Origin of the sequence: Caenibius sp. WL, assembly GCF_019803445.1 — a bacterium.
In the GTDB taxonomy this organism is placed as follows: Bacteria; Pseudomonadota; Alphaproteobacteria; order Sphingomonadales; family Sphingomonadaceae; genus Caenibius.
The window spans coordinates 322,501-341,291 of the sequence record NZ_CP081844.1; the positions used below are offsets into that span (position 1 = coordinate 322,501).

Sequence of the window (18,791 nt, forward strand, 5' to 3'; positions counted from 1 at the left end):
CAGGCCCGCCGCAGATACCTCGCAAACGACGGCCGCCTGAGCCGTGTCCATTCGCCGCGCCGCATTCTGGTCCGTCTCAGGGCAGTACATCACGTTCGCGATCCAGTTCGCTGCGAGCGTCATTATTTCCCGCTTCTTCCTCAAACCCGCTGAAATCGGGCTGTTCTCCATCGCGCTTGCCGCCGCGATGGTTCTGGCCATCTTCCAGGACATGGGTGTCACCCGCTTCATCTCCGGCCAGCCGCAGATGCGTCGGGATGCCTTGGGCGATTACCTCACGCTCACCATTGGCATCGCCTGGAGCGTTGCCGCCATTCTCATTCTCAGCGCGCCATGGCTTGCGTCCTTTTACGATCAGCCCGGGCTCGTCGGCCTCGTCCGGCTCATCGGACTGTCATATGTTCTTGTGCCCTTCGCCACCGTGTCCTGCGCCCTCTTGATTCGCGACATGGATTTTCGCGGGCTGTTCTGGGTCAATGCCGGCAGCGGTCTGGTCGGCAATATTACCGCGGTGGTCCTGGCCTTTCAGGGCTTCAGCGCCTTTTCCCTCGCCTGGGGGGTCATCGTGACCGCACTGATCAAAGCTATAAGCGCCCAGATCATGCGGCCGGTCGCCCCCAGGCTTCGCCCACGCAAGAAGGAAGTCGCACCGCTGCTGCGGTTCGGTTCGGCCTCCTTTTTGATCAGCGCGAGCGCAGCCATAGGACAGCGTTCGCAAGATCTGATTGTCGGCTTCATTCTGGGTATTTTCGCCACCGGCCTGTTCAGCCGCGCAAGCGCGCTCGCCGGGCAACTGTCGATGCTGGTGACGGGCGCGATCAACAGCGTGTTCTATCCCGCTTTCGCCCGAAAGCGCGACGCCGGTGAACCGCTGGCCGAACCATACCTGCATCTTATGGCCTGCAACACTGCGCTCAACTGGGCTGCGATGACCGGGCTGGCAGTCTGCGCCGAACCACTGGTGCGCCTGCTCTATGGCGAGAACTGGACAGGTGTCGCCCCCTTGCTGTTCTGGACGGCCATCGGTGAAATGCTGTTCATCGCCATGCCCTTGCAGATGGATATTCCGATCCTGCTCGGCCGGATCCGCACGCTGGTGTGGATCAATTTCCTCGAAACCGGCGCGGCCGTGATGATTCTGGCGTTGGCCTGCCTGATCTCGCTTGAAGCGGCCGCGATCAGCCGGGTTCTCTATGGCTTGGTATGGTGGGCGATCTATGCTGCGTTCCTCACCCGGTTGATCGATCTTCCCGTCTGGCGCGTTGCGATCATCTATATGCAAAGCGCGGTCTGCGCGCTGGGGGCCGGATTGCCGATGATCGTGCTGCTGTACTACCTCGGTTCGGAGAACGTCGGGCTGCCGGCGCTCTTGCTCGGCACCGGTCTGGGCGGGCTGGCATGGGTCGCCATGCTGTTTCTCTGCCGTCATCCCGCCCGCGAGGAAATCCGCCTCGCGCTGAACGTCGCGCGCGGTTCGCTGCGCGCGCGCCGCTTGCCCGGGTGAGGCGATGAAGATTGCCTATCTTATTCTGGCCCATGACCAGGAAGCGCAGCTCGATGCGCTGACCGATGCACTGCTCACCCCCGAATCGGATGACATCGCGATCATTCACGCGGATCGCCGGTCGGCGCTCTGGCAGCGCTTGCGCACCCGCACCGCACCGCCGAACCCGCGCATCCATATTCTGCCCAATCCCGTCACCGTGCGCTGGGGCCACCATAGCATCGTGACCGCAACGGAGCGCCTGATTGCCACCGCCCTGCAGGAAGGGTGCGATTTCGCACATCTGCTGAGCGGGGCGGATTGGCCGATCGTTCCGCGCGCCACAGTCGTGGAAGCGCTGGGCAAGGCGGCAAAACCACCCTGCCTGATCGAAGCCGCACCCGATCCTGCGCTGGAGGAGCGGATGCAGACCCACCGCCTCGATGCACGGTGGCTGCGGCTCGATCCGGCAAAGGACCGGATGGCCTATACCGCCACATGGGAACTGCGCCGCCTGTCGGGCTGGCTCGACCGGGTTTGCCCGTCCCGTCAGCGCCCCTGGGGGGCGTGGCGCAAGGGATCGCAGTGGTGGACGCTCCCCCTCGATGCGCTGACCCTGCTGGGGGCAGAATTGCCCCGCCTGCGCAGATCGGGCCGTTTGTCCGGCACCGTCTGCGCCGACGAGCATGTGATCCAGACGCTTATCGCCGCCCATTTCCCGGAGAGGCTCGCTCCGGCCCGCCGCTTCATCGACTGGGAGGCGGGCCATTCGAGCCCGCGCACGCTCACCCGCGCCAGCATCCCAGCACTCGCCGCCAGCGGCGCATGGTTCGCGCGCAAGTTCGATGCGCGCGTGGACCCGTTCTTCCTGGAGCCAGGGGCGTTCGATCCCATCCATGCCGTAGCGCGCGCATCAGACTGACCGCCGCAGAGAAGGTGCCTGCTGCCTGCGGGGCCAGAGCGCTGGCCTTGCCGCGCCATCTTCCGATTTTGCACGCATCCACTACATAGACAGCCATGCCGCCCGACACACCTCAACAGGACACGCTCAGCCGCCTCGATGGCTGGCATACGCTGAAACGCTTTCTCCCGTATCTCTGGCCCGCCGATAACCGCGAACTGCGCTGGCGCATCGCGGCGGCGGTGATGCTGATCCTGGCCGCCAAGGCAGTCACTCTGGCTTTGCCGTTCTTCTACAAACGCGCGGTCGATGCGATGGCGGGAGATGCCGCGCAGGTGGCGCAGGTGGCGATGGCGTTCGTGCTCGCCTATGCCGCAGGGCGCTTTTCGGGGGTGCTGTTCGACAATCTGCGCAACATCGTGTTCGAACGCGTCGGCCAGGATGCGACGCGCGCGCTGGCCGAGGATGTCTTCGCCCGGCTGCACCAGTTGTCGCTGCGCTTCCACCTTTCACGCCGCACCGGCGAAGTCACCAAAGTGATCGAGCGCGGGACCAAAAGCATCGACGTGATGCTTTATTTCCTGCTGTTCAATGTCGCCCCCACGGCGATCGAGCTGATCGCCGTGGCGGTGATCTTCTATTTCCAGTTCGGCTGGGAACTGGTGATCGCCACGGCGCTGGCCGTGGTTGCCTATGCCTATGCCACCCGCACGATCACCGAATGGCGCACGGCGCTGCGCGAAAAGATGAACGATCTCGACGGGCAGGCGATGGCGCGTTCGGTCGATTCGCTGCTCAATTACGAAACGGTCAAATATTTCGGCGCCGAACAGCGCGAACAGAACCGCTATGCCGAAGCGACGCGCGCTTATGCCAGCGCCGCGGTCAAAAGCGAAAACAGCCTCGGCCTGCTGAACATCGCGCAGGCGCTGATCGTCAATCTGCTGATGGCCGGGGCGATGGCCTATACGGTGTGGGGCTGGTCGCAAGGCAGGCTGACAGTGGGCGATCTGGTGTTCGTGAACACCTACCTCACCCAGTTGTTCCGCCCGCTGGACATGCTCGGCATGGTGTACCGCACGATCCGGCAGGGGCTGATCGACATGGCTTCGATGTTCCGCCTGATGGATACCGCCGTGGAAGTGCGCGACGCGCCCGGCGCCCCGGCGCTGGTCGTGCGCCGCCCCGCTCTAGCGTTCGACAACGTGACGTTCGGCTATGAACCCAATCGCACGATCCTGCACGGGTTGAGCTTCGAAGTGCCCGCCGGGCACCATGTCGCGATTGTCGGACCTTCGGGCGCGGGCAAGAGCACTATCGCCCGGCTGATCTTCCGCTTCTACGATCCCGTGGCCGGGCGCATCCTGATCGACGGGCAGGATATCGCGCAGGTGACGCAGGCCTCCCTGCGCGCTGCGCTGGGAATCGTGCCGCAGGACACGGTGCTGTTCAACGACACCATCGGCTACAACATCGGTTATGGCCGCGACGGAGCGGATGCGGCGACAATCGAACGGGCTGCGCGCGATGCCGCGCTTATGCCGCTGATCGAGCGGATGCCCCAGCGTTTCGCCACCGAAGTGGGCGAGCGCGGGCTGAAACTGTCGGGCGGGGAGAAGCAGCGCGTGGCGATTGCCCGCACGCTGGTGAAGAATCCGCCGATCCTGCTGCTGGACGAAGCGACCAGCGCGCTCGACACCCGCACCGAACAGGAAATCCTCGCCACGCTCCACCGGGTCGCGGAAAACCGCACCACGATTTCCATCGCCCACCGGCTGTCGACGATTGCCGATTCGGACCGTATCCTCGTGCTCAACGAAGGGCGGCTGGCCGAACAGGGCTCACACGCGCAACTGTTGCGGCTGGATGGGCTTTATGCGGAAATGTGGGCGCGCCAGCAGGCCGAAGGCGATACGCCCGAACAGGCCGCGGCGATGGCGGAGTAGGACAAGCGATGGGGGACAGCGGGGCGCAGCCGGATCGCGGGGCGGATCGTAGCGGGGCCGGCGCCGATCGAACGGCACGCTTCGGCCATCCCAAGGGCCTGTGGGTCCTTGCCGGGACCGAACTGTGGGATCGCATCTCGTTCCACGGGATGCAGGCGATGCTCGTGCTCTACATGGCGGGCGAACTGCTCAAGCCCGGGCGCATCGAAAAGGTCGTCGGCTTCCCGCAGTACCGCGCCGCGATCGAAGCGGTCACCGGGCCGCTGTCCGATCAGGCGATCGCCACGCAGACGTTCGGCCTCTACATGGCGCTGCTGATGTTCTTCCCACTGGTCGGCGGGTGGATCGGTGATCGCTGGACCAGCCACCGCACCGCCGTGACGCTGGGCGCGTTGCTGATGACCGGGGGCCATTTTTCCCTTGCTTTCGACCAGACCTTCCTGCCCGCGCTGCTGCTACTCATCCTCGGTGCGGGGCTGCTGCGCGGCAATCTGAAGGCACAGATCAAGACGCTCTATGCCGAAGGGGACCGGCGGCTGGCCGACGCTTTCCAGGTCTATAGTTTCGTCGTCAATTTCGGGGCGTTCATCGCCCCCATCGTCGCCGGGACGGTGGCGAAATACTATGGCTGGCATGCCGGATTCGCGGTTGCCGGGCTGGGGATGCTGATCGGCCTCGTGGTCTATCTGTTCGGATCGCGCCATCTGCCCGCCGACCGCGCCAAACATGTGGCGGTGGCGCGCGGCGCGCTGACCGTGCGGGAAAAGCGCAATGTCATCGGCCTGTTCCTGATGTGGCCGGTTTCGCTCTGTTTCTGGACCGCGCAGGCGCAGATCTGGAACGTCTACAACCTGTGGGTACGCGACCACGTGAATCTGCTGATCGGCGGCTTCGAAGTGCCCGTGCCGTGGATGCAATCGCTCGATGGCCTGGCGCCGGCGATTTTCATCCCGCTGGTGGTGTGGCACTGGCGGCGGCAGGCCAAACGTGGGACGGAGCCCGATATCTTCGTCAAGATGGGGATCGGCTGTCTGATCTTTTGCGCCGGGGTGCTGTGGCTCGCCGCGGCACCGCTCGTGGCCAATGCGCAAGGGCGCGCGCCGCTTGCCTGGCCGGTGATGTTCCATCTGATCTCGAATCTCGGCGCGGTCTATTTCTCGCCCGTCATGCTCGCGCTTTTCGCCAGCCGCGCACCGGCCGCGTGGCGCGGCACCATGCTGGGGGTGGAAGCGCTGGCCGCCTCCGCCGCCAGCCTGCTCAGCGGCTACATGGGCGGCTGGTATGAAGTGATGAGCCCCACCCGCTTTTGGACGATCAACGCCATGATCGTCGGCGGGGCCGGGCTGGCAGTGCTGATCCTGCGCGGCCCGCTGATTCGCTTCTTCGGCCCGGAAACGGCGGAGGATGGGGAACCGGGGCCGGGCGCGGCCACGCAGCTCGCCTGACGGCGCCCCGCCCGGCAGCGCGGAACCGCCTTACCGCTTCACCACATCCGCTTCATGCCAGACCACGGCCTGCGCGGCTTTCATGAAGCCGCCTTCCTCGTCCCAGGCCAGACTGGGCGAACCGTAAAGCCGCCACCCCTGCGCCAGAGCCTCGGACACCCGCTCGCAAAAGGCGCGGTCATCCTTGCCGGTCAGCAGGCGATAGATCGGGCGGTCTTCGGGTGTCTGGTACATCGGCTCTGCTTTCGCCTTACAGGATATACTTGCTGAGATCGCTGTCGCTGGCGAGGCCCGCCAGCTTTTCGCGAACATAGGCGGCATCGACGTGGACGGTTTCGCCCTTGCGATCCTCCGCTTCGAAGCTCAGTTCCTCCAGCAGCTTTTCCATCACCGTCTGCAAACGTCGGGCACCGATGTTCTCGACGCTTTCGTTCACTTGCGCCGCGATCCGGGCGATTTCGCTGACCGCATCGGGGGCGATGGCAAGCGTGACTTCCTCGGTGCCGAGCAGGGCCTGATACTGCTGCACCAGATTGGCCCGCGTGTCGGACAGGATGGCGACGAAATCTTCCTCGGTCAGCGCTTTCAGTTCCACCCGGATCGGCAGGCGGCCCTGCAGTTCGGGCAGCATGTCACTGGGCTTGGCCACATGGAACGCGCCGCTGGCGATGAACAGCACATGGTCCGTCTTCATCGGGCCGTACTTGGTGGCCACCGTCGTCCCTTCGATCAGCGGCAGCAGATCGCGCTGCACCCCTTCGCGGCTGACCGAACCGCCGCGCACGTCGGACACCGCGATCTTGTCGATTTCATCGAGGAAGACGATCCCGTTGGTTTCGGCATTGGCCAGCGCGACCCGGGCGACATCGTCCTGGTCCATCCGCTTTTCCGCTTCCTCGTCCACCAGCTTGTCCCAGGCATCGGGCACTTTCAGCTTGCGCCGTTTCTTCGGCGCGCCGCCGAACGCCTTGCCCATGATATCGCTGAGATTGATCATCCCGACATTGCCGCCCATGCCCGGCAGTTCCATCGGCATCGAGGGGGCATCCTCCACCTCGATTTCCACCTCGGTGTCGTTCATCGCGTTCTGGACGATACGCTGGCGGAAGCTTTCGCGCGTCGCCTCGCTGGCGTTTTCGCCGACCAGGGCATGCAGCAACCGGTCCATCGCCGCTTTCGACGCGGCTTCGCGCACCGCTTCGCGGCGGCGATCCTTTTCCAGCCGGATCGCGTCTTCCGCCAGATCGCGGGCGATCTGTTCGACATCGCGGCCGACATAGCCCACTTCGGTGAACTTGGTCGCTTCCACTTTCACGAATGGCGCATCGGCCAGCTTTGCCAGGCGGCGGCTGATCTCGGTCTTGCCGCAGCCGGTCGGCCCGATCATCAGGATGTTCTTCGGCGTCACTTCATCGCGCAGCTCGGGGGAGAGACGCTGCCGCCGCCACCGGTTGCGCAGCGCCACGGCCACCGCCCGCTTCGCTTCGGCCTGGCCGATGATGTGTTCGTCCAATGCGGCCACGATGGCCTTGGGGGTGAGATTGTCGTTCATGGAATGGGGACCGCTGTTTCGGGAAATCAGATGGTTTCGACCGTCACGCGGTCGTTGGTGAAGACGCAGATATCCGCCGCCACGGCCATCGCCTTGCGGGCGATCGTTTCCGCATCGCTTTCATAGCTGTCGATCCCGCGCGCGGCGGCAAGCGCGTAATTGCCGCCCGAACCGATTGCCGTGATCTGCGATTCGCCGGTGCCCTCGGGCTCCAGCACATCGCCATTGCCGGTCAGCACCAGCAGCGCGTCCTTGTCGGCCACGATCATCAAGGCTTCGAGATTGCGCAGGTACTTGTCGGTGCGCCAGTCCTTGGCGAGTTCGACCGCGGCGCGCATCAACTGGCCGCGATGTTGTTCCAGCTTGCGTTCCAGCCGTTCGAACAGAGTGAAAGCGTCGGCGGTGGCCCCGGCGAACCCGGCGATCACTTTGCCGTGTTCGGGCCCACCTTCGCCGATGCGCCGCACTTTGCGGGCGTTGGGCTTCATCACCGTGTTGCCCATGGAAACCTGGCCATCGCCGGCGATCACGGTCTTGCCGTTCTTCCTGACGCCGATGATGGTTGTGCCGTGCCACTGAATGGTGCCGTGGCCGCTGTCGGAATGCGCGTTCATGATGGCGGGGATATGGGCCCCGCCATGCCAACCTTCAAGCGGCGGGCATCACATCCCTGCGCCGCCGCCGCCACCCGGGGCGGCCGCGCCGACCGCGCCGATGTTGCCGAACAGATCCTGCAGGAACGAACGGTCGCGGCCCAGAACCGGCGTCTTGTCGCCTTCCGGATCCAGTTTCACCACGCGTTCCATGCCCGAACGTTCGGTGCCGATAACGTTGCCCGCCTTATCGAAATGGACGGCGAACACCGTTTCATCCTTGATTTTGGGCGAGGAGAACGGCTTCTGGCGGGTGTCCGCGCTGACATAGTACCAGCTGTCCTGGCCATAGACGCTGGCGAAGGTCGGCCGCCCCAGCGTGCCGGCCACCGATTCCTTGTTGTCGATGCCCGGCTGCACCGCGTTGAGCAGCACGTCTTCGGCGACGTAGCCGCGCTTGTCCTTGATCGTGGTGCAGCCTGCCGTCAGCCCCACGGCCGCGATGGCAGCAACCAGTCCGATCCGCGCGAAAGCCTTCATCACCTGCATCTCCGAGTCTCGCATGACAGAGCCGATTGCCTTCACCGCAGCGGCTCCTATACGGGCGGAAGCCTTAAGGCGCATTGGCCCGCCGTGCAATGCCGCTTGAGACAGACGCTTTGAATTGTCGCTGAATGACGGAGACACACCACAATCATGTCCCTGCTCTCTCGCCTGTTCGGCAAACGCGAAGACCCGCGTGAGGCCCTGCGCCCGCTGTGGCACCGCGTGGTCGAAATCTCGCGCCGCCCCGAATGGTATCGCGAAGCCGGGGTCGCCGACACCGTGGCCGGCCGCTTCGACATGATCACCGCGATTCTCGCACTCGTGCTGATCCGCATGGAACGCGACGAGGAAGACCGCGCCCCGCCCGTCCTGCTGACCGAACTGTTCGTCGAGGATATGGACGGCCAGCTGCGCGAGGCGGGAATCGGCGATGTCGTGGTGGGCAAGCATATCGGCAAGCTGATGTCCGTGCTCGGCGGGCGGCTGGGCGCCTATCGCGATGCGCTGCGCGCCGAAGGCGATGAGGCGCTGGCCGAAGCGGCCGCGCGCAATCTGACACTGGCAGACGGCGCCGATCCGGCAGCAGTCGCCGCCGCGCTACGCCGATTCGAAGCGACGCTGGCCACGACGGACGATGCCGCGCTGCTGGCAGGAAGGATCGACTGATGAACGACAACACCGCACCCCACCAGGCGGGCAGCGAATTTTCCCGCCCCGTCGAATGCGCCCGAATGGGCGACGGCATCCGCCATCTCGTAGCCGACGAGAACGAGCGGGCGGCGCTGGCCGCGCGCTTCGGGCTGATCGGCGTCAGCCGGCTGGAAGCGGACATCGCACTGGATGCCGACGGTGAAACGGTCATGGCCACCGGCATCCTGCGTGCCGATTTCGTGCAAAGTTGCGCCGTTTCAGGCGATGATCTGCCCGTCAGCGTGGCGGAATCGCTCGCATTCCGCCTCGTTCCCGCGGGCACCTATCGCCCGGACGAGGAAGTGGAACTGAGCGCCGAGGATTGCGACGAGATCGAGTACACCGGAGGCACGTTCGACTTGGGCGAAGCCATTGCGCAAAGCCTTGCCCTGGTTATCGATCCCTACGCCACCGGCCCCAACGCCGAACAGGCGCGGCAGAAGCATGGCTTGCAGGGTGAGGATCAGACCGGCCCCTTCGCGGCGCTCGCCGCGCTCAAGCCCAAGAAATGAGAGCGTTCTAAAGCAAAAGCCCGCCCCCGATGAGGAGCGGGCCTTTGTTTGCCGTGCGGAAGGCGGAAGAAGCCACCGCCCCATCCTGTCAGAACGGGATATCGTCGTCGAAATCGTCGCTGAAGCCGCCGGACTTTCCGCCGCCAGACGACGAACCACCGCCGCCGAAACCACCACCGGAACCGCCCGAGCTACCGCCCTGATCCCAGCCGCCGCCCGAGGAACCGCCGCGATCGTTGTTCCAGCCGCCGCCGCGCTGGCCACCACCGCCACCGCCGCCGGATGCGCCATCGAGCATCGTCATCACCGCGCCGGGGCCCTGCAGGACGACTTCGGTCGAATACCGGTCATTGCCTGACTGGTCCTGCCATTTGCGGGTGCGGAGCTGGCCTTCGATATAGACTTTGCTGCCTTTGCGCAGGAAGCGTTCGGCAACGCCCGCCAGCCCTTCGGAGAAGATCGCCACCGTGTGCCATTCGGTGCGTTCCTGCCGTTCGCCGGTGTTGCGGTCCTTCCAGCTTTCGGAGGTGGCGATACGCAGGTTGCACACCTTGCCGCCATTCTGAAAGCTGCGGACTTCGGGATCGGCGCCGAGATTGCCGACCAGAATGACCTTGTTGACGCTGCCTGCCATAAATGTGTGTCCTCGCTATCTGGCGTGCGGGCTTATCGGACTGCGGCGCTCGCCGCCAGTCTCGCACGGGGCGGTTTCAACAGCGCGATTTGCTTCACGCAGCCCGTGCTACAGCCCGAACGCCTTTGCCGTCCAATATGTGATGCCCGCAAAGACATAGGCAAGAGCGAAAAGATAGGCGACCATGAAGGCAGGCCATTTCCAGCCGTTGGTTTCGCGCCGGGCCACGGCGATGGTCGACAGGCATTGCGGCGCGAACACGAACCAGGCGAGGAAAGCCAGCGCGGTCGGCAGGCTCCAGCGGGAAGCGAGCTTGTCCGTCAGCGCGGCCGCGGCGGCGTCTTCGTCGTCGGAGCCCACGGCATAAGTGGTGGCGAGCGAGGACACGGCGACTTCGCGCGCGGCCATGGCGGGGACCAGCGCCAGCGCGATCTCGTGATTGAAGCCGATCGGCTTCACCACCACTTCCAGCCCGCTGGCGATGCGCCCGGCGATAGACACATCGACCTGGCTTTCGCCCGGCCCCGCCTTGGGGAAGCTCAGCAGCAGCCACAGGACCACGGTGACAGTGAAAATGATCGTGCCCGCGCGGCGCAGAAACACCCACGCACGCTGCCACAGACCGATAGCCATGTCGCGCAGGCGCGGCATCTGATACTTCGGCATTTCCATGATGAAACCGCTGGCCGCGCCCTTGGTGACCGAACGGCGCAGCACCAACGCCACCACCGTCGCGCCGATGATTCCGGCGACGTAGAGGCCGAACAGCACCAGCCCCTGCAGGCCCACGCCCCAGCCGACCGTGCGGGCGGGAATGAACGCCGCGATGATCACCGCATAAACCGGCAGGCGGGCCGAACAGGTCATCAGCGGGGCGACCAGTATAGTCGTCAGCCGGTCCTTGGGATCGGCGATGGATCGCGTCGCCATGATGCCGGGAATGGCGCAGGCGAAGCTGGACAGCAGGGGAATGAAACTGCGCCCCGACAGCCCGACATAGGCCATCAGCCGGTCCATCAGGAACGCGGCGCGGGCCATGTAGCCGCTCGCTTCCATCGCCAGGATGAAAGCGAACAGGATCAGGATCTGCGGCAGGAACACGATGACCGAGCCCACCCCGCTGAGTATCCCCTGCGTCAGCAAGTCGCGCAGGAAACCGGCGGGCAGCACGCTTTCGACCCATGCGATGATCGCCCCGATGATCGCTTCCAGCCCATCGGCGAACGGGGTCGCCCAGGCGAACACCGCCTGGAACATCACGAACAGCAACGCGAACAGGAGGATCGGCCCCAGCCAGGGGTGCAGCAGAACCCTGTCGATCCGCGCATACATCCGGTGTTGCGCCGATTCGGACAGAATCGCGCCCTGGGCGATATTGTGCGCCGCCAGCCGCCGTTCGGGCAGCGTGATATGCGGGCGCGCATGGGGCTGGTGTCCGTCCGCCGCCTGGCGATGGGCGGTTTCAATCGCGGCGGCCAGTTCGGCAAGGCCCCGGCGGCGGACCGCCACGGTCGGGATCACCGGCACGCCCAGCGCCTGTTCCAGCGCCTTGGGATCGAGCACCAGCCCGTCCCGTTCCGCCAGATCGACCATGTTGAGCGCGACCAGCGTCGGCCGCCCCAGTTCGATCACTTCCTGCGCGAAAACGAGATGCTGTTCGAGATTGGACGCGTCGAGCACAACCACCAGCACTTCGGGCTGGGTTTCCCCTGGCAATTCGCCGAGAATGACCTTGCGGGTCACTTCCTCATCGGGGCTGGTGGCATCGAAGCCATAGCTGCCCGGCAGATCGACCAGTTCCAGCGGTTCGCCCGAAGGCAGCATCAGCCGCCCGGCCTTGCGCTCCACCGTGACGCCGGGATAATTGGCGATCTTCTGGCGCGCGCCGGTCAACGCATTGAACAGCGCGCTTTTCCCGGCATTCGGATTGCCGACAAGCGCGGCCCTGCGAAGCTGCATCACAGCGCCTCCACCTGCATCGCCAGGGCATGGCTGCGGCGGATGGCGACATTCATGCGCCCGACGATCACCGACAGCGGATCGCGCCCGGTGAACACCCCGCGATGGGCCACGCTGACGCGCGCGCCTTCATCCAGCCCCATGGCGCGGAGGCGTTGCCCTTCATCCGGCGCCAGCAGGGACCAATCAACCGCAACGATACGGGCACGGGCGCCGAGGGGAAGCTCTTCCAGTGTCATGCCTGCGGCGATGCCAGATCGCGCGCCATATTGCAACTTGTTCGCATTAAATGGGCAGGAGGAATCGCTCCGCCGGGCCGGCCCGTTAGCGGGCGGGATAGCGCAGGCGGCCGAGGAAACGGGCGAGGCTGAAATGCTGGCCGGGCTGCGGCGTCAGCCGGGCCTTGGCCTTTTCGAAGCGGATGATCCCGTCGATCCGCCGGTCGAGGAAGCGGGCGGTTTCGGCCTTGTCCTCGCTCGTATCGTCGATGAACACAGCCAGCGTGGCGGCATAGACGGCGGCCAGCGTGGTGCGCTTGGTATAGTGATTGTAATCGGCCGACCGGTCCCCGGCGAGCCGCCACATGACATCGGCGCTCTGCCAGCCGCGGCGCAGGGCAGCGCGGGCATGATGCGGCATGGCGAAAATCGCCAGGGCCCGGCGCACCGCCTCTTCCTGGCCCGCGACGGCATCCAGCCGGAATTGCACCAGCCGCCGGATGCGTTCGCGCACCGGCAATTCGGCCAGCATTGCGGCGGGCAGCGCCTGCGCCATCGCCGCGTCGATCCCGTCGATCCATGCGCCGATCATCCCCATCGCGCCATCCCTGAACGCCAGACGGGCGACCGCGCGATTGATGCCCGCACTGTCGGCGGCAAGATCGAGCGCGGCTTCGCTCCAGCCGTCGAATGCCGCGTTTTCGGCAACGCGCGGGCCGAGCAGGAGGCGGATTTCGTCCAGCGAGAGAGTAGCGGTATCGGCAGAAGGCATGGCGGCAGGCAGGCCCATGTCAGAAGCGGGGGCCATAGACCGGCCCATCCTGCGCGCCGCCGGCCCCGGGCTTGGCGCGCGCTTCGATTTCCGCGAGCACCGAGCTGCCCGCGCCCTGCAAGCGGGCGTAATCGCGCGCCGAACGGCCCGAATTGTCCGGCCGGTCCGGGTTGGCCCCGGCTTTCAACAGCGCGCGGATAATCGCGATATCCTTCTGGTGGACGGCCGAAATCAGCGGCGTTTCGCCGGTGTCGTTGGCATCGTTGACCCGCGCACCGCCTTCGATCAGCGCGTTGACGCCATCGACGAAGCCCAGCCGCGCGGCCACTACCAGCGGAGTCAGCCCGCGCTTGTCGCCAATATTGGGATTGGCGCCGTGCTGGAGAAGGAAACGGGTCCACAGAAGATCGCGGCGCGCCACGGCGATATGCAACCCGGTGGAGCCGCTGGTCACGTCACGGGCGTTGACGATCGTCGTCCCCGGTTCGTTGAGCAGCTTGGTCGCCGCGTCGCCATCGGCTTTCTTGACCGCTTCGAGAAAGCGGTAGCCATCGGAAAACTGGGCGTGCGAAACCGCCGGAACGGCCAGCAGCGCAGCGCCCAGCAGCAAGCCCAGATTCCGGCCCAGACTCCGCCCGCCTTTCGCCCATATCCTGCCCATTGCCACCGCCGCGCCTCCTTCGAATTCACCTTCTGCCGGGACTCGCCCCTTGCCGTATCGGGGTTAGCAGAGCATGAACCGTCGCGCCATGATGAAGCATCTCCTTACCGCTCTGCTCCTCCCCCCCGCTCTCCTGCTCGCCGGATGCGGCCCCGCCGAATCCCCCACCGGCAAGCCGCCGCTGGAAGGCGCGCGCATCGGCGGGCCGTTCACGCTCAAGGACAAGGACGGCACGACCGTGCGCTGGTCCGATTTCGACGGGCGCTATCGCATCGTCTATTTCGGCTATGCCTATTGCCCCGACATCTGCCCGTTCGACATGCAGAAGCTGATGAAAGGCTTCGAACTGTTCGCCAAGGAAAATCCGGATCGCGCCAAGGAGGTCCAGCCGATCTTCATCACGATCGATCCGGCGCGCGACACCCCCGAAGTGATCGGCGAATTCACCAGCGCCTTTTCCGACAGGCTGCTCGGGCTGACCGGCAGCGCCAAGGAAATCGACGCCGCGGCCAAAGCATTCGGCGTCTATTACGCCAAGGGCAAGACATCGCCCGGCGGCGGCTATCTGATGGACCATACGCGCGGGACCTACCTGATGGGCCGCCAGGGCGAACCGATCGCGCTGGTGCCGATTGATGCCGGGCCGGAACACGTGGCGGAGGAACTGGCCAAATGGGTCCGCTGAGACCCCGGTTCTGGACCCTGCCGCTGGGCGATCTCACCCGCGCCGAGTGGGAAGCGCTGTGTGACGGGTGCGGGCAATGCTGCCTGCACAAGCTGGAAGACGCCGATACCGGCGAAATCCTGCCCACCAATGTCGCCTGCAAGCTGCTCGACACCGGCACCGCCCAGTGCAAGGACTATCGCAACCGCAAGGCCTATGTTCCCGATTGCCTCCGGCTGACCGCGCGCAATGTGGGCGATCAGCACTGGCTGCCGCGCAGTTGCGCCTATCGTCTGCGCGCGGAAGGCGATCCGCTGCCGAGCTGGCACTACCTGATTTCGGGCAGCCGCGAGACGGTGCGCGAAGTGGGTGTGTCCGTTATCGGCCGGGTGATCTGCGAAACCGAAGCCGGGCCGCTGGAACACCATCTGGTCGACTGGCCCGATATCGGCGATACGCCTTATGACGAACCCGACGATGACCCCGAGGACAGGGACGATTGAATGATCGACTGGCTGCGCCGCGACCGGGAGCCGCCCACCGTGATCCTGGGCGGGGCGCCGGTTCCGATCATGCTGCGCCGCCATGCCCGGACCCGCCGGATGACGCTGCGCCTCGCCCCCGATGGCAGCGAAGTGCGCGTGACTTTGCCGCAATGGGGCCGCACCGCCGATGCGGTGGATTTCGCGCTGGCCCGGCGTGACTGGCTGGAAACCCAACTGGCCCGCATTCCCGCCGCCGCCCCGCCCACTCCGGGCGGCACAGTGCGGTATTGCGGGGAATCCCTGCCGATCGTCTGGACCGCGACAGCGCCACGCTCCCCCCGGATCGTGGACGGCGCGGTGCAGGCAGGCGGCCCCGAAGACGGATTGCCCGGCCGCTTGCGCCGCTGGCTCGAACGGGAAGCGCTGGCGCTGATGAGCGCGGACCTGGCGTTCTATTGCGAGCGGGCGGGGTTGCAGGTGCCGCCCGTGCGCCTTTCGCGCGCGCAGCGGCGCTGGGGCAGTTGCGCCGGCGACGGGACGATCCGGCTCAACTGGCGGCTGGTCCAGGCCCCGCCCGCCGTGCGCCGTTCGGTGGTGGCGCACGAAGTGGCGCATCTGGTGCATTTCGACCATTCGCCCGCGTTCCATGCCTTGCTCGCCCATCTGTTCGAAGGCGATCTTCCCGCCGCAAACCGCTGGCTCAAGACCGAAGGGCGCAGCCTCTACGCTCCGTTCGGCTGACAGGCCGCCGATGCCGTGCCTGCCATGAAACGCTGGCTATAGCCGCCCGTCATCCCTATCTAGGCGCGCATGAGCTATTGGCGGAACATTTCCCCCTCCGGCGCGATCGGCGATTTCGTGCGCGAATTCACCCGGCCCAACCCTTACCGCTGGCCGATTATCGGCGTGTCGCTCGCCGCCACGTTCACGCTGTTTTCGGTGATGTGGAACGAAGGCGGCGAAGGGCCGCCGCCGCGCCCGGACGTGACCTATATCACCACCTTCGCCCCCGGCCGCACCAATGCCGAGATCATCGCCTCCAACGAAGCGAATCAGCGGCGCAAGGACGAGGAGGCGGCGCAGCAGGCCGCGCGCGACGAGCGGGTGAAGAACATCTATCGCACGCTGGGCCGCGTGTCGGGCATGGATGTGGACAAGATCGAACGCGAAGCCGCCGCCGAGCAGGAGGAGGCCAAACGCGCCGAGGAAGCCCGCTTCGCCGGGCGCCGCGCCAGCGGCGATGCACCGGCCACCGCCACCGAAGTTCCGGAACCATCCCCTCCGCAAACCGATGCCCGGCAATAGGGCGGACGCGGTCTGGCTGGCCACCGCCGCCCGGCTGGGCACACGCGGGCGGCCCGAAAGCCGCCCCAACCCGGCGGTCGGCGCGATTGTCGTGCAGAACGGCGTGGTCGTCGGGCGCGGCTGGACCCGCGCGGGCGGGCGCCCCCACGCCGAAGCCGAAGCCCTGGCCATGGCGGGCGATGCGGCGCGCGGCGCGGCGCTCTACGTCTCGCTCGAACCCTGCGCGCACCAGAGCGTGCGCGGCCCCTCCTGTTCCTCGCTGATTGCCGCGGCGCAAATCGCCCGCGTGGTCGCGGGTGTGGAAGACCCCGATCCGCGCACCGCCGGAGCAGGCCTCGCTCTCCTGCGCGCCGCCGGGATCGATGCGCAACTGCTCCCCTCCCCCGAAGCGGAGGCCAGCCTTGAAGGCTATCTCATGCAGCGCCGCCACGGCCGCCCGCATGTCACGCTCAAGCTCGCCACCTCGCTCGACGGCTGCCTCGCGCTGGCCGACGGGTCCAGCCAATGGATCACCGGGCCGGTGGCCCGTGCCCATGTCCACGCGCTGCGCGCGCGCAGCGAAGCGATTCTCGTCGGCGGCGGCACCTTGCGGGCCGATTCGCCCCGGCTCGATGTCCGGCTCGAAGGGCTGGAACAGCAAAGCCCCGAACGGTGGGTGCTGACGCGTTCCAGCGCGCCGGCCGGCTGGCGGGCCATCGCCGCCCCCACCGACATCGCGCATATGGCGGATTGCCAGTACCTGTTCGTCGAAGGCGGCGCGGGCGCGGCGGCCAGCTTCCTCGCCGCCGATCTGGTGGACCGGCTGCTGATCTACCGCGCGCCCATCGTCATCGGCGGCGGCCTGCCGTGCATCGGCGATCTGGGGCTGGCCGATCTGGCCAGTGCACATGGCCGCTGGCGCAGCGCGGGGCGGCGGACGCTTGGCAGCGACACGCTGGAAATTTATGAGAGGACGCGATGTTTACAGGCATAACCACCGCCATCGGCACCATTCGCGCACTCGAGACGCGCGGCGATCTGCACGCCGTGATCGCCTGCCCCTACGATCCGGCAACCATCGCCATCGGCGCATCGATCGCCTGCTCGGGCGTCTGCCTGACCGTGGTGGAACGCGGCGGCACCGCAGGCGATGCCTGGTTCAGCGTGGATATCTCCGGCGAAACCCAGGCGCGCACGGTGCCAGGCCGCTGGGCCGTGGGCTCCGCGCTCAATCTCGAACCGGCGCTCCGGCTGGGCGATGAACTGGGCGGGCATATCGTCACCGGTCATGTCGATGCCGTGGGCACCGTGGCGGCGCGCGTGGCGGAAGGCGATTCGATTCGCCTCACCATCGCCGCGCCGCGGGATATGGCCCCCTATATCGCGGCCAAGGGCTCGATCACGGTCGACGGCGCTTCGTTGACGGTCAACACGGTGGAAGACCAGGCGGATGGCAGCGTTCATTTCGGCCTCAACATCATCCCCCATACCGCTGCGGTGACGACGCTGGGCGGCCTGCAGGCGGGCGATAGCGTCAATCTGGAAATCGACGTGCTCGCCCGCTATCTCCAGCGGATGCAAAGCCTGCGGGGGTAATTTCACTCCGTTTCGTCATCCCCACGCGGGCGGCGGGTGCAGGACTGGATTCCCGCTTGCGCGGGAATGACGAGGGAGAGCCGGTCTTTCCCCGCAGCCAAAGACCATTTTCCTACACGCCAGCCCCTGTGCCACACGGCGCGGATGGCCCATCCCGCCCGCCCCTTCCCGCCCATGCCACCGAACAGCGATGGAGCGGCTGACAAAAGCCTCTGGGAAAGTCACACCGCGAAACGGACATTCCTTTATTTTAAAAGGATAAAATCCCGTTCCACGCCGCACTCGCAGGCCGTTCTGCGTCAACCGCGCTCACGCCAGTGGCCCCGCGGCAAAGCTGGCCCGGGTTATCGCGTAATGGACATGCTCCACCGGCATGCCCGCCATCATCCGGGTTTCGCGCACGCCGGTAAGGTGCCCGCCGATCTTTTCCATCGCCCGGCGCGAGCGGAGATTGTCCGCCCCAACCACAAAGCGCACCTGCGCGACCGCGCCCAGCGCATGGCCGATCATCAGCCGCTTCATGGCGCGATTCCACGCGCCGCCCCAATGGCTGCGCGCAAGGAAAGTCCAGCCGATCTCGACCGAACCGCCGCCAGCGCAATCATGGTTCTGAAAGCGCGACGAGCCGATCAGCGCGCCGCTGGCCTTGTCGATCGCGGCAAGCGCACCGCCATGGGCCAGCGCATCGTCGAAGAAGGCGCGGAATACCGGTTCCCGCCAGCGGTCATGCGCGGGATGGAGCGCCCAGATCAGCGAATCGGAGGCGACGCCATAAAGCGCCGCCCAATCATCGGGCCTGAGCGGCCGAAGCAGCAGCCGCTCCCCTTCGAGGACCGGCTGCCGGTTCATC

At 66.1% G+C, this 18,791-nt stretch carries 23 protein-coding genes (1 of these 23 running past the window's edge); 13 read left to right on the forward strand and 10 right to left on the reverse strand.

Going from position 1 to position 18,791, the window contains the following annotated elements; translation table 11 throughout:
- From K5X80_RS01590 to K5X80_RS01610, 5 genes are all read left to right on the forward strand, one after another.
- A protein-coding gene (locus K5X80_RS01590; RefSeq protein ID WP_222559122.1) for a glycosyltransferase crosses the window boundary here: on the forward strand, positions 1–40 show its end. Its footprint begins 1,100 nt before the window's first position; 40 of the gene's 1,140 nt are visible here — the last part of the coding sequence; the start codon falls outside the window, past its left edge; it ends in the stop codon at positions 38–40.
- 3 nt (positions 41–43) lie between these two features.
- On the forward strand, positions 44–1,504 hold the full coding sequence (locus K5X80_RS01595; RefSeq protein WP_222559123.1) for an oligosaccharide flippase family protein: 1,461 nt from the start codon (positions 44–46) through the stop codon (positions 1,502–1,504).
- A gap of 4 nt (positions 1,505–1,508) precedes the next feature.
- A complete protein-coding gene (locus tag K5X80_RS01600; RefSeq protein WP_222559124.1) occupies positions 1,509–2,405 on the forward strand; it encodes a beta-1,6-N-acetylglucosaminyltransferase in 897 nt (298 codons plus the stop codon).
- Positions 2,406–2,500: 95 nt separating this feature from the next.
- On the forward strand, positions 2,501–4,330 hold the full coding sequence (locus K5X80_RS01605) for an ABCB family ABC transporter ATP-binding protein/permease (protein ID WP_222559125.1): 1,830 nt from the start codon (positions 2,501–2,503) through the stop codon (positions 4,328–4,330).
- Between the two features lie 8 nt (positions 4,331–4,338).
- Positions 4,339–5,775, forward strand: a complete 1,437-nt coding sequence (locus tag K5X80_RS01610; RefSeq protein ID WP_222559126.1) for a peptide MFS transporter — start codon at positions 4,339–4,341, stop codon at positions 5,773–5,775.
- A 30-nt stretch (positions 5,776–5,805) separates the two neighbouring features.
- Here the strand turns inward: K5X80_RS01610 and K5X80_RS01615 are convergent, their stop codons facing one another.
- Genes K5X80_RS01615 through K5X80_RS01630 form a run of 4 tightly spaced genes read right to left on the reverse strand, consistent with a single transcriptional unit; the run spans position 5,806 to position 8,484 of the window.
- Entirely contained in the window at positions 5,806–6,009 is a 204-nt protein-coding gene (locus K5X80_RS01615; protein ID WP_222559127.1) for a DUF1737 domain-containing protein, read from the reverse strand.
- Between the two features lie 16 nt (positions 6,010–6,025).
- Complete coding sequence (gene hslU / locus K5X80_RS01620) at positions 6,026–7,327, reverse strand: ATP-dependent protease ATPase subunit HslU (protein ID WP_222559128.1); 1,302 nt, start codon at positions 7,325–7,327, stop codon at positions 6,026–6,028.
- Positions 7,328–7,353: 26 nt separating this feature from the next.
- Positions 7,354–7,941, reverse strand: coding sequence for an ATP-dependent protease subunit HslV (gene hslV, locus K5X80_RS01625; protein WP_222559129.1), 588 nt, complete (start codon positions 7,939–7,941; stop codon positions 7,354–7,356).
- 48 nt (positions 7,942–7,989) lie between these two features.
- Positions 7,990–8,484 carry an outer membrane protein assembly factor BamE gene (locus tag K5X80_RS01630; RefSeq protein WP_222559130.1) on the reverse strand — a complete coding sequence of 165 codons (495 nt, stop codon included), beginning with the start codon at positions 8,482–8,484 and terminating at the stop codon, positions 7,990–7,992.
- 132 nt (positions 8,485–8,616) lie between these two features.
- Here K5X80_RS01630 and K5X80_RS01635 point away from each other — a divergent pair, with 132 nt between their 5' ends.
- Complete coding sequence (locus tag K5X80_RS01635) at positions 8,617–9,132, forward strand: ubiquinol-cytochrome C chaperone family protein (RefSeq protein ID WP_222559131.1); 516 nt, start codon at positions 8,617–8,619, stop codon at positions 9,130–9,132.
- Positions 9,132–9,668 carry a YceD family protein gene (locus K5X80_RS01640; RefSeq protein ID WP_222559132.1) on the forward strand — a complete coding sequence of 179 codons (537 nt, stop codon included), beginning with the start codon at positions 9,132–9,134 and terminating at the stop codon, positions 9,666–9,668. The genes K5X80_RS01635 and K5X80_RS01640 overlap by 1 nt, the downstream gene beginning before the upstream one ends.
- A gap of 88 nt (positions 9,669–9,756) precedes the next feature.
- Here K5X80_RS01640 and ssb read toward each other — a convergent pair whose 3' ends face one another.
- The 5 genes from ssb to K5X80_RS01665 form a co-directional block, all read right to left on the reverse strand.
- Positions 9,757–10,302 (reverse strand): single-stranded DNA-binding protein, encoded by a 546-nt coding sequence (gene ssb / locus K5X80_RS01645; RefSeq protein WP_222559133.1) that lies wholly within the window; start codon positions 10,300–10,302, stop codon positions 9,757–9,759.
- 108 nt (positions 10,303–10,410) lie between these two features.
- Positions 10,411–12,261: a ferrous iron transporter B gene (feoB, locus tag K5X80_RS01650; RefSeq protein ID WP_222559134.1), complete on the reverse strand. Its 1,851-nt coding sequence runs from the start codon at positions 12,259–12,261 to the stop codon at positions 10,411–10,413.
- Positions 12,261–12,500: a FeoA family protein gene (locus K5X80_RS01655; protein ID WP_222559135.1), complete on the reverse strand. Its 240-nt coding sequence runs from the start codon at positions 12,498–12,500 to the stop codon at positions 12,261–12,263. Before K5X80_RS01655 ends, feoB begins: the two co-directional genes overlap by 1 nt.
- 85 nt (positions 12,501–12,585) lie before the next feature.
- Positions 12,586–13,287, reverse strand: coding sequence for a COQ9 family protein (locus K5X80_RS01660; protein WP_222559136.1), 702 nt, complete (start codon positions 13,285–13,287; stop codon positions 12,586–12,588).
- Entirely contained in the window at positions 13,271–13,912 is a 642-nt protein-coding gene (locus K5X80_RS01665; RefSeq protein WP_222559137.1) for an ankyrin repeat domain-containing protein, read from the reverse strand. The genes K5X80_RS01660 and K5X80_RS01665 overlap by 17 nt, the downstream gene beginning before the upstream one ends.
- A 73-nt stretch (positions 13,913–13,985) precedes the next feature.
- Between K5X80_RS01665 and K5X80_RS01670 the strand changes: the two genes are divergently transcribed.
- The 6 genes from K5X80_RS01670 to K5X80_RS01695 all read left to right on the forward strand — a co-directional run bounded on the left by K5X80_RS01670 (position 13,986) and on the right by K5X80_RS01695 (position 17,941).
- A complete protein-coding gene (locus tag K5X80_RS01670) occupies positions 13,986–14,597 on the forward strand; it encodes an SCO family protein (protein ID WP_222559138.1) in 612 nt (203 codons plus the stop codon).
- The gene (locus K5X80_RS01675) at positions 14,585–15,079 is read left to right on the forward strand and encodes a YcgN family cysteine cluster protein (RefSeq protein WP_222559139.1); all 495 of its coding nucleotides are present in this window, start codon (positions 14,585–14,587) and stop codon (positions 15,077–15,079) included. The genes K5X80_RS01670 and K5X80_RS01675 overlap by 13 nt, the downstream gene beginning before the upstream one ends.
- The gene (locus K5X80_RS01680) at positions 15,080–15,802 is read left to right on the forward strand and encodes a M48 family metallopeptidase (RefSeq protein WP_222559140.1); all 723 of its coding nucleotides are present in this window, start codon (positions 15,080–15,082) and stop codon (positions 15,800–15,802) included.
- A gap of 69 nt (positions 15,803–15,871) precedes the next feature.
- Positions 15,872–16,366, forward strand: coding sequence for a hypothetical protein (locus K5X80_RS01685; protein WP_222559141.1), 495 nt, complete (start codon positions 15,872–15,874; stop codon positions 16,364–16,366).
- The gene (ribD, locus tag K5X80_RS01690; protein WP_222559142.1) at positions 16,353–17,339 is read left to right on the forward strand and encodes a bifunctional diaminohydroxyphosphoribosylaminopyrimidine deaminase/5-amino-6-(5-phosphoribosylamino)uracil reductase RibD; all 987 of its coding nucleotides are present in this window, start codon (positions 16,353–16,355) and stop codon (positions 17,337–17,339) included. The genes K5X80_RS01685 and ribD overlap by 14 nt, the downstream gene beginning before the upstream one ends.
- Positions 17,324–17,941 carry a riboflavin synthase gene (locus K5X80_RS01695; RefSeq protein ID WP_222559143.1) on the forward strand — a complete coding sequence of 206 codons (618 nt, stop codon included), beginning with the start codon at positions 17,324–17,326 and terminating at the stop codon, positions 17,939–17,941. The genes ribD and K5X80_RS01695 overlap by 16 nt, the downstream gene beginning before the upstream one ends.
- Positions 17,942–18,250: 309 nt before the next feature.
- On the opposite strand, the gene K5X80_RS01700 is transcribed toward K5X80_RS01695, so the two are convergent.
- A complete protein-coding gene (locus K5X80_RS01700) occupies positions 18,251–18,790 on the reverse strand; it encodes a GNAT family N-acetyltransferase (RefSeq protein ID WP_222559144.1) in 540 nt (179 codons plus the stop codon).
- Position 18,791 lies beyond the last annotated feature (1 nt).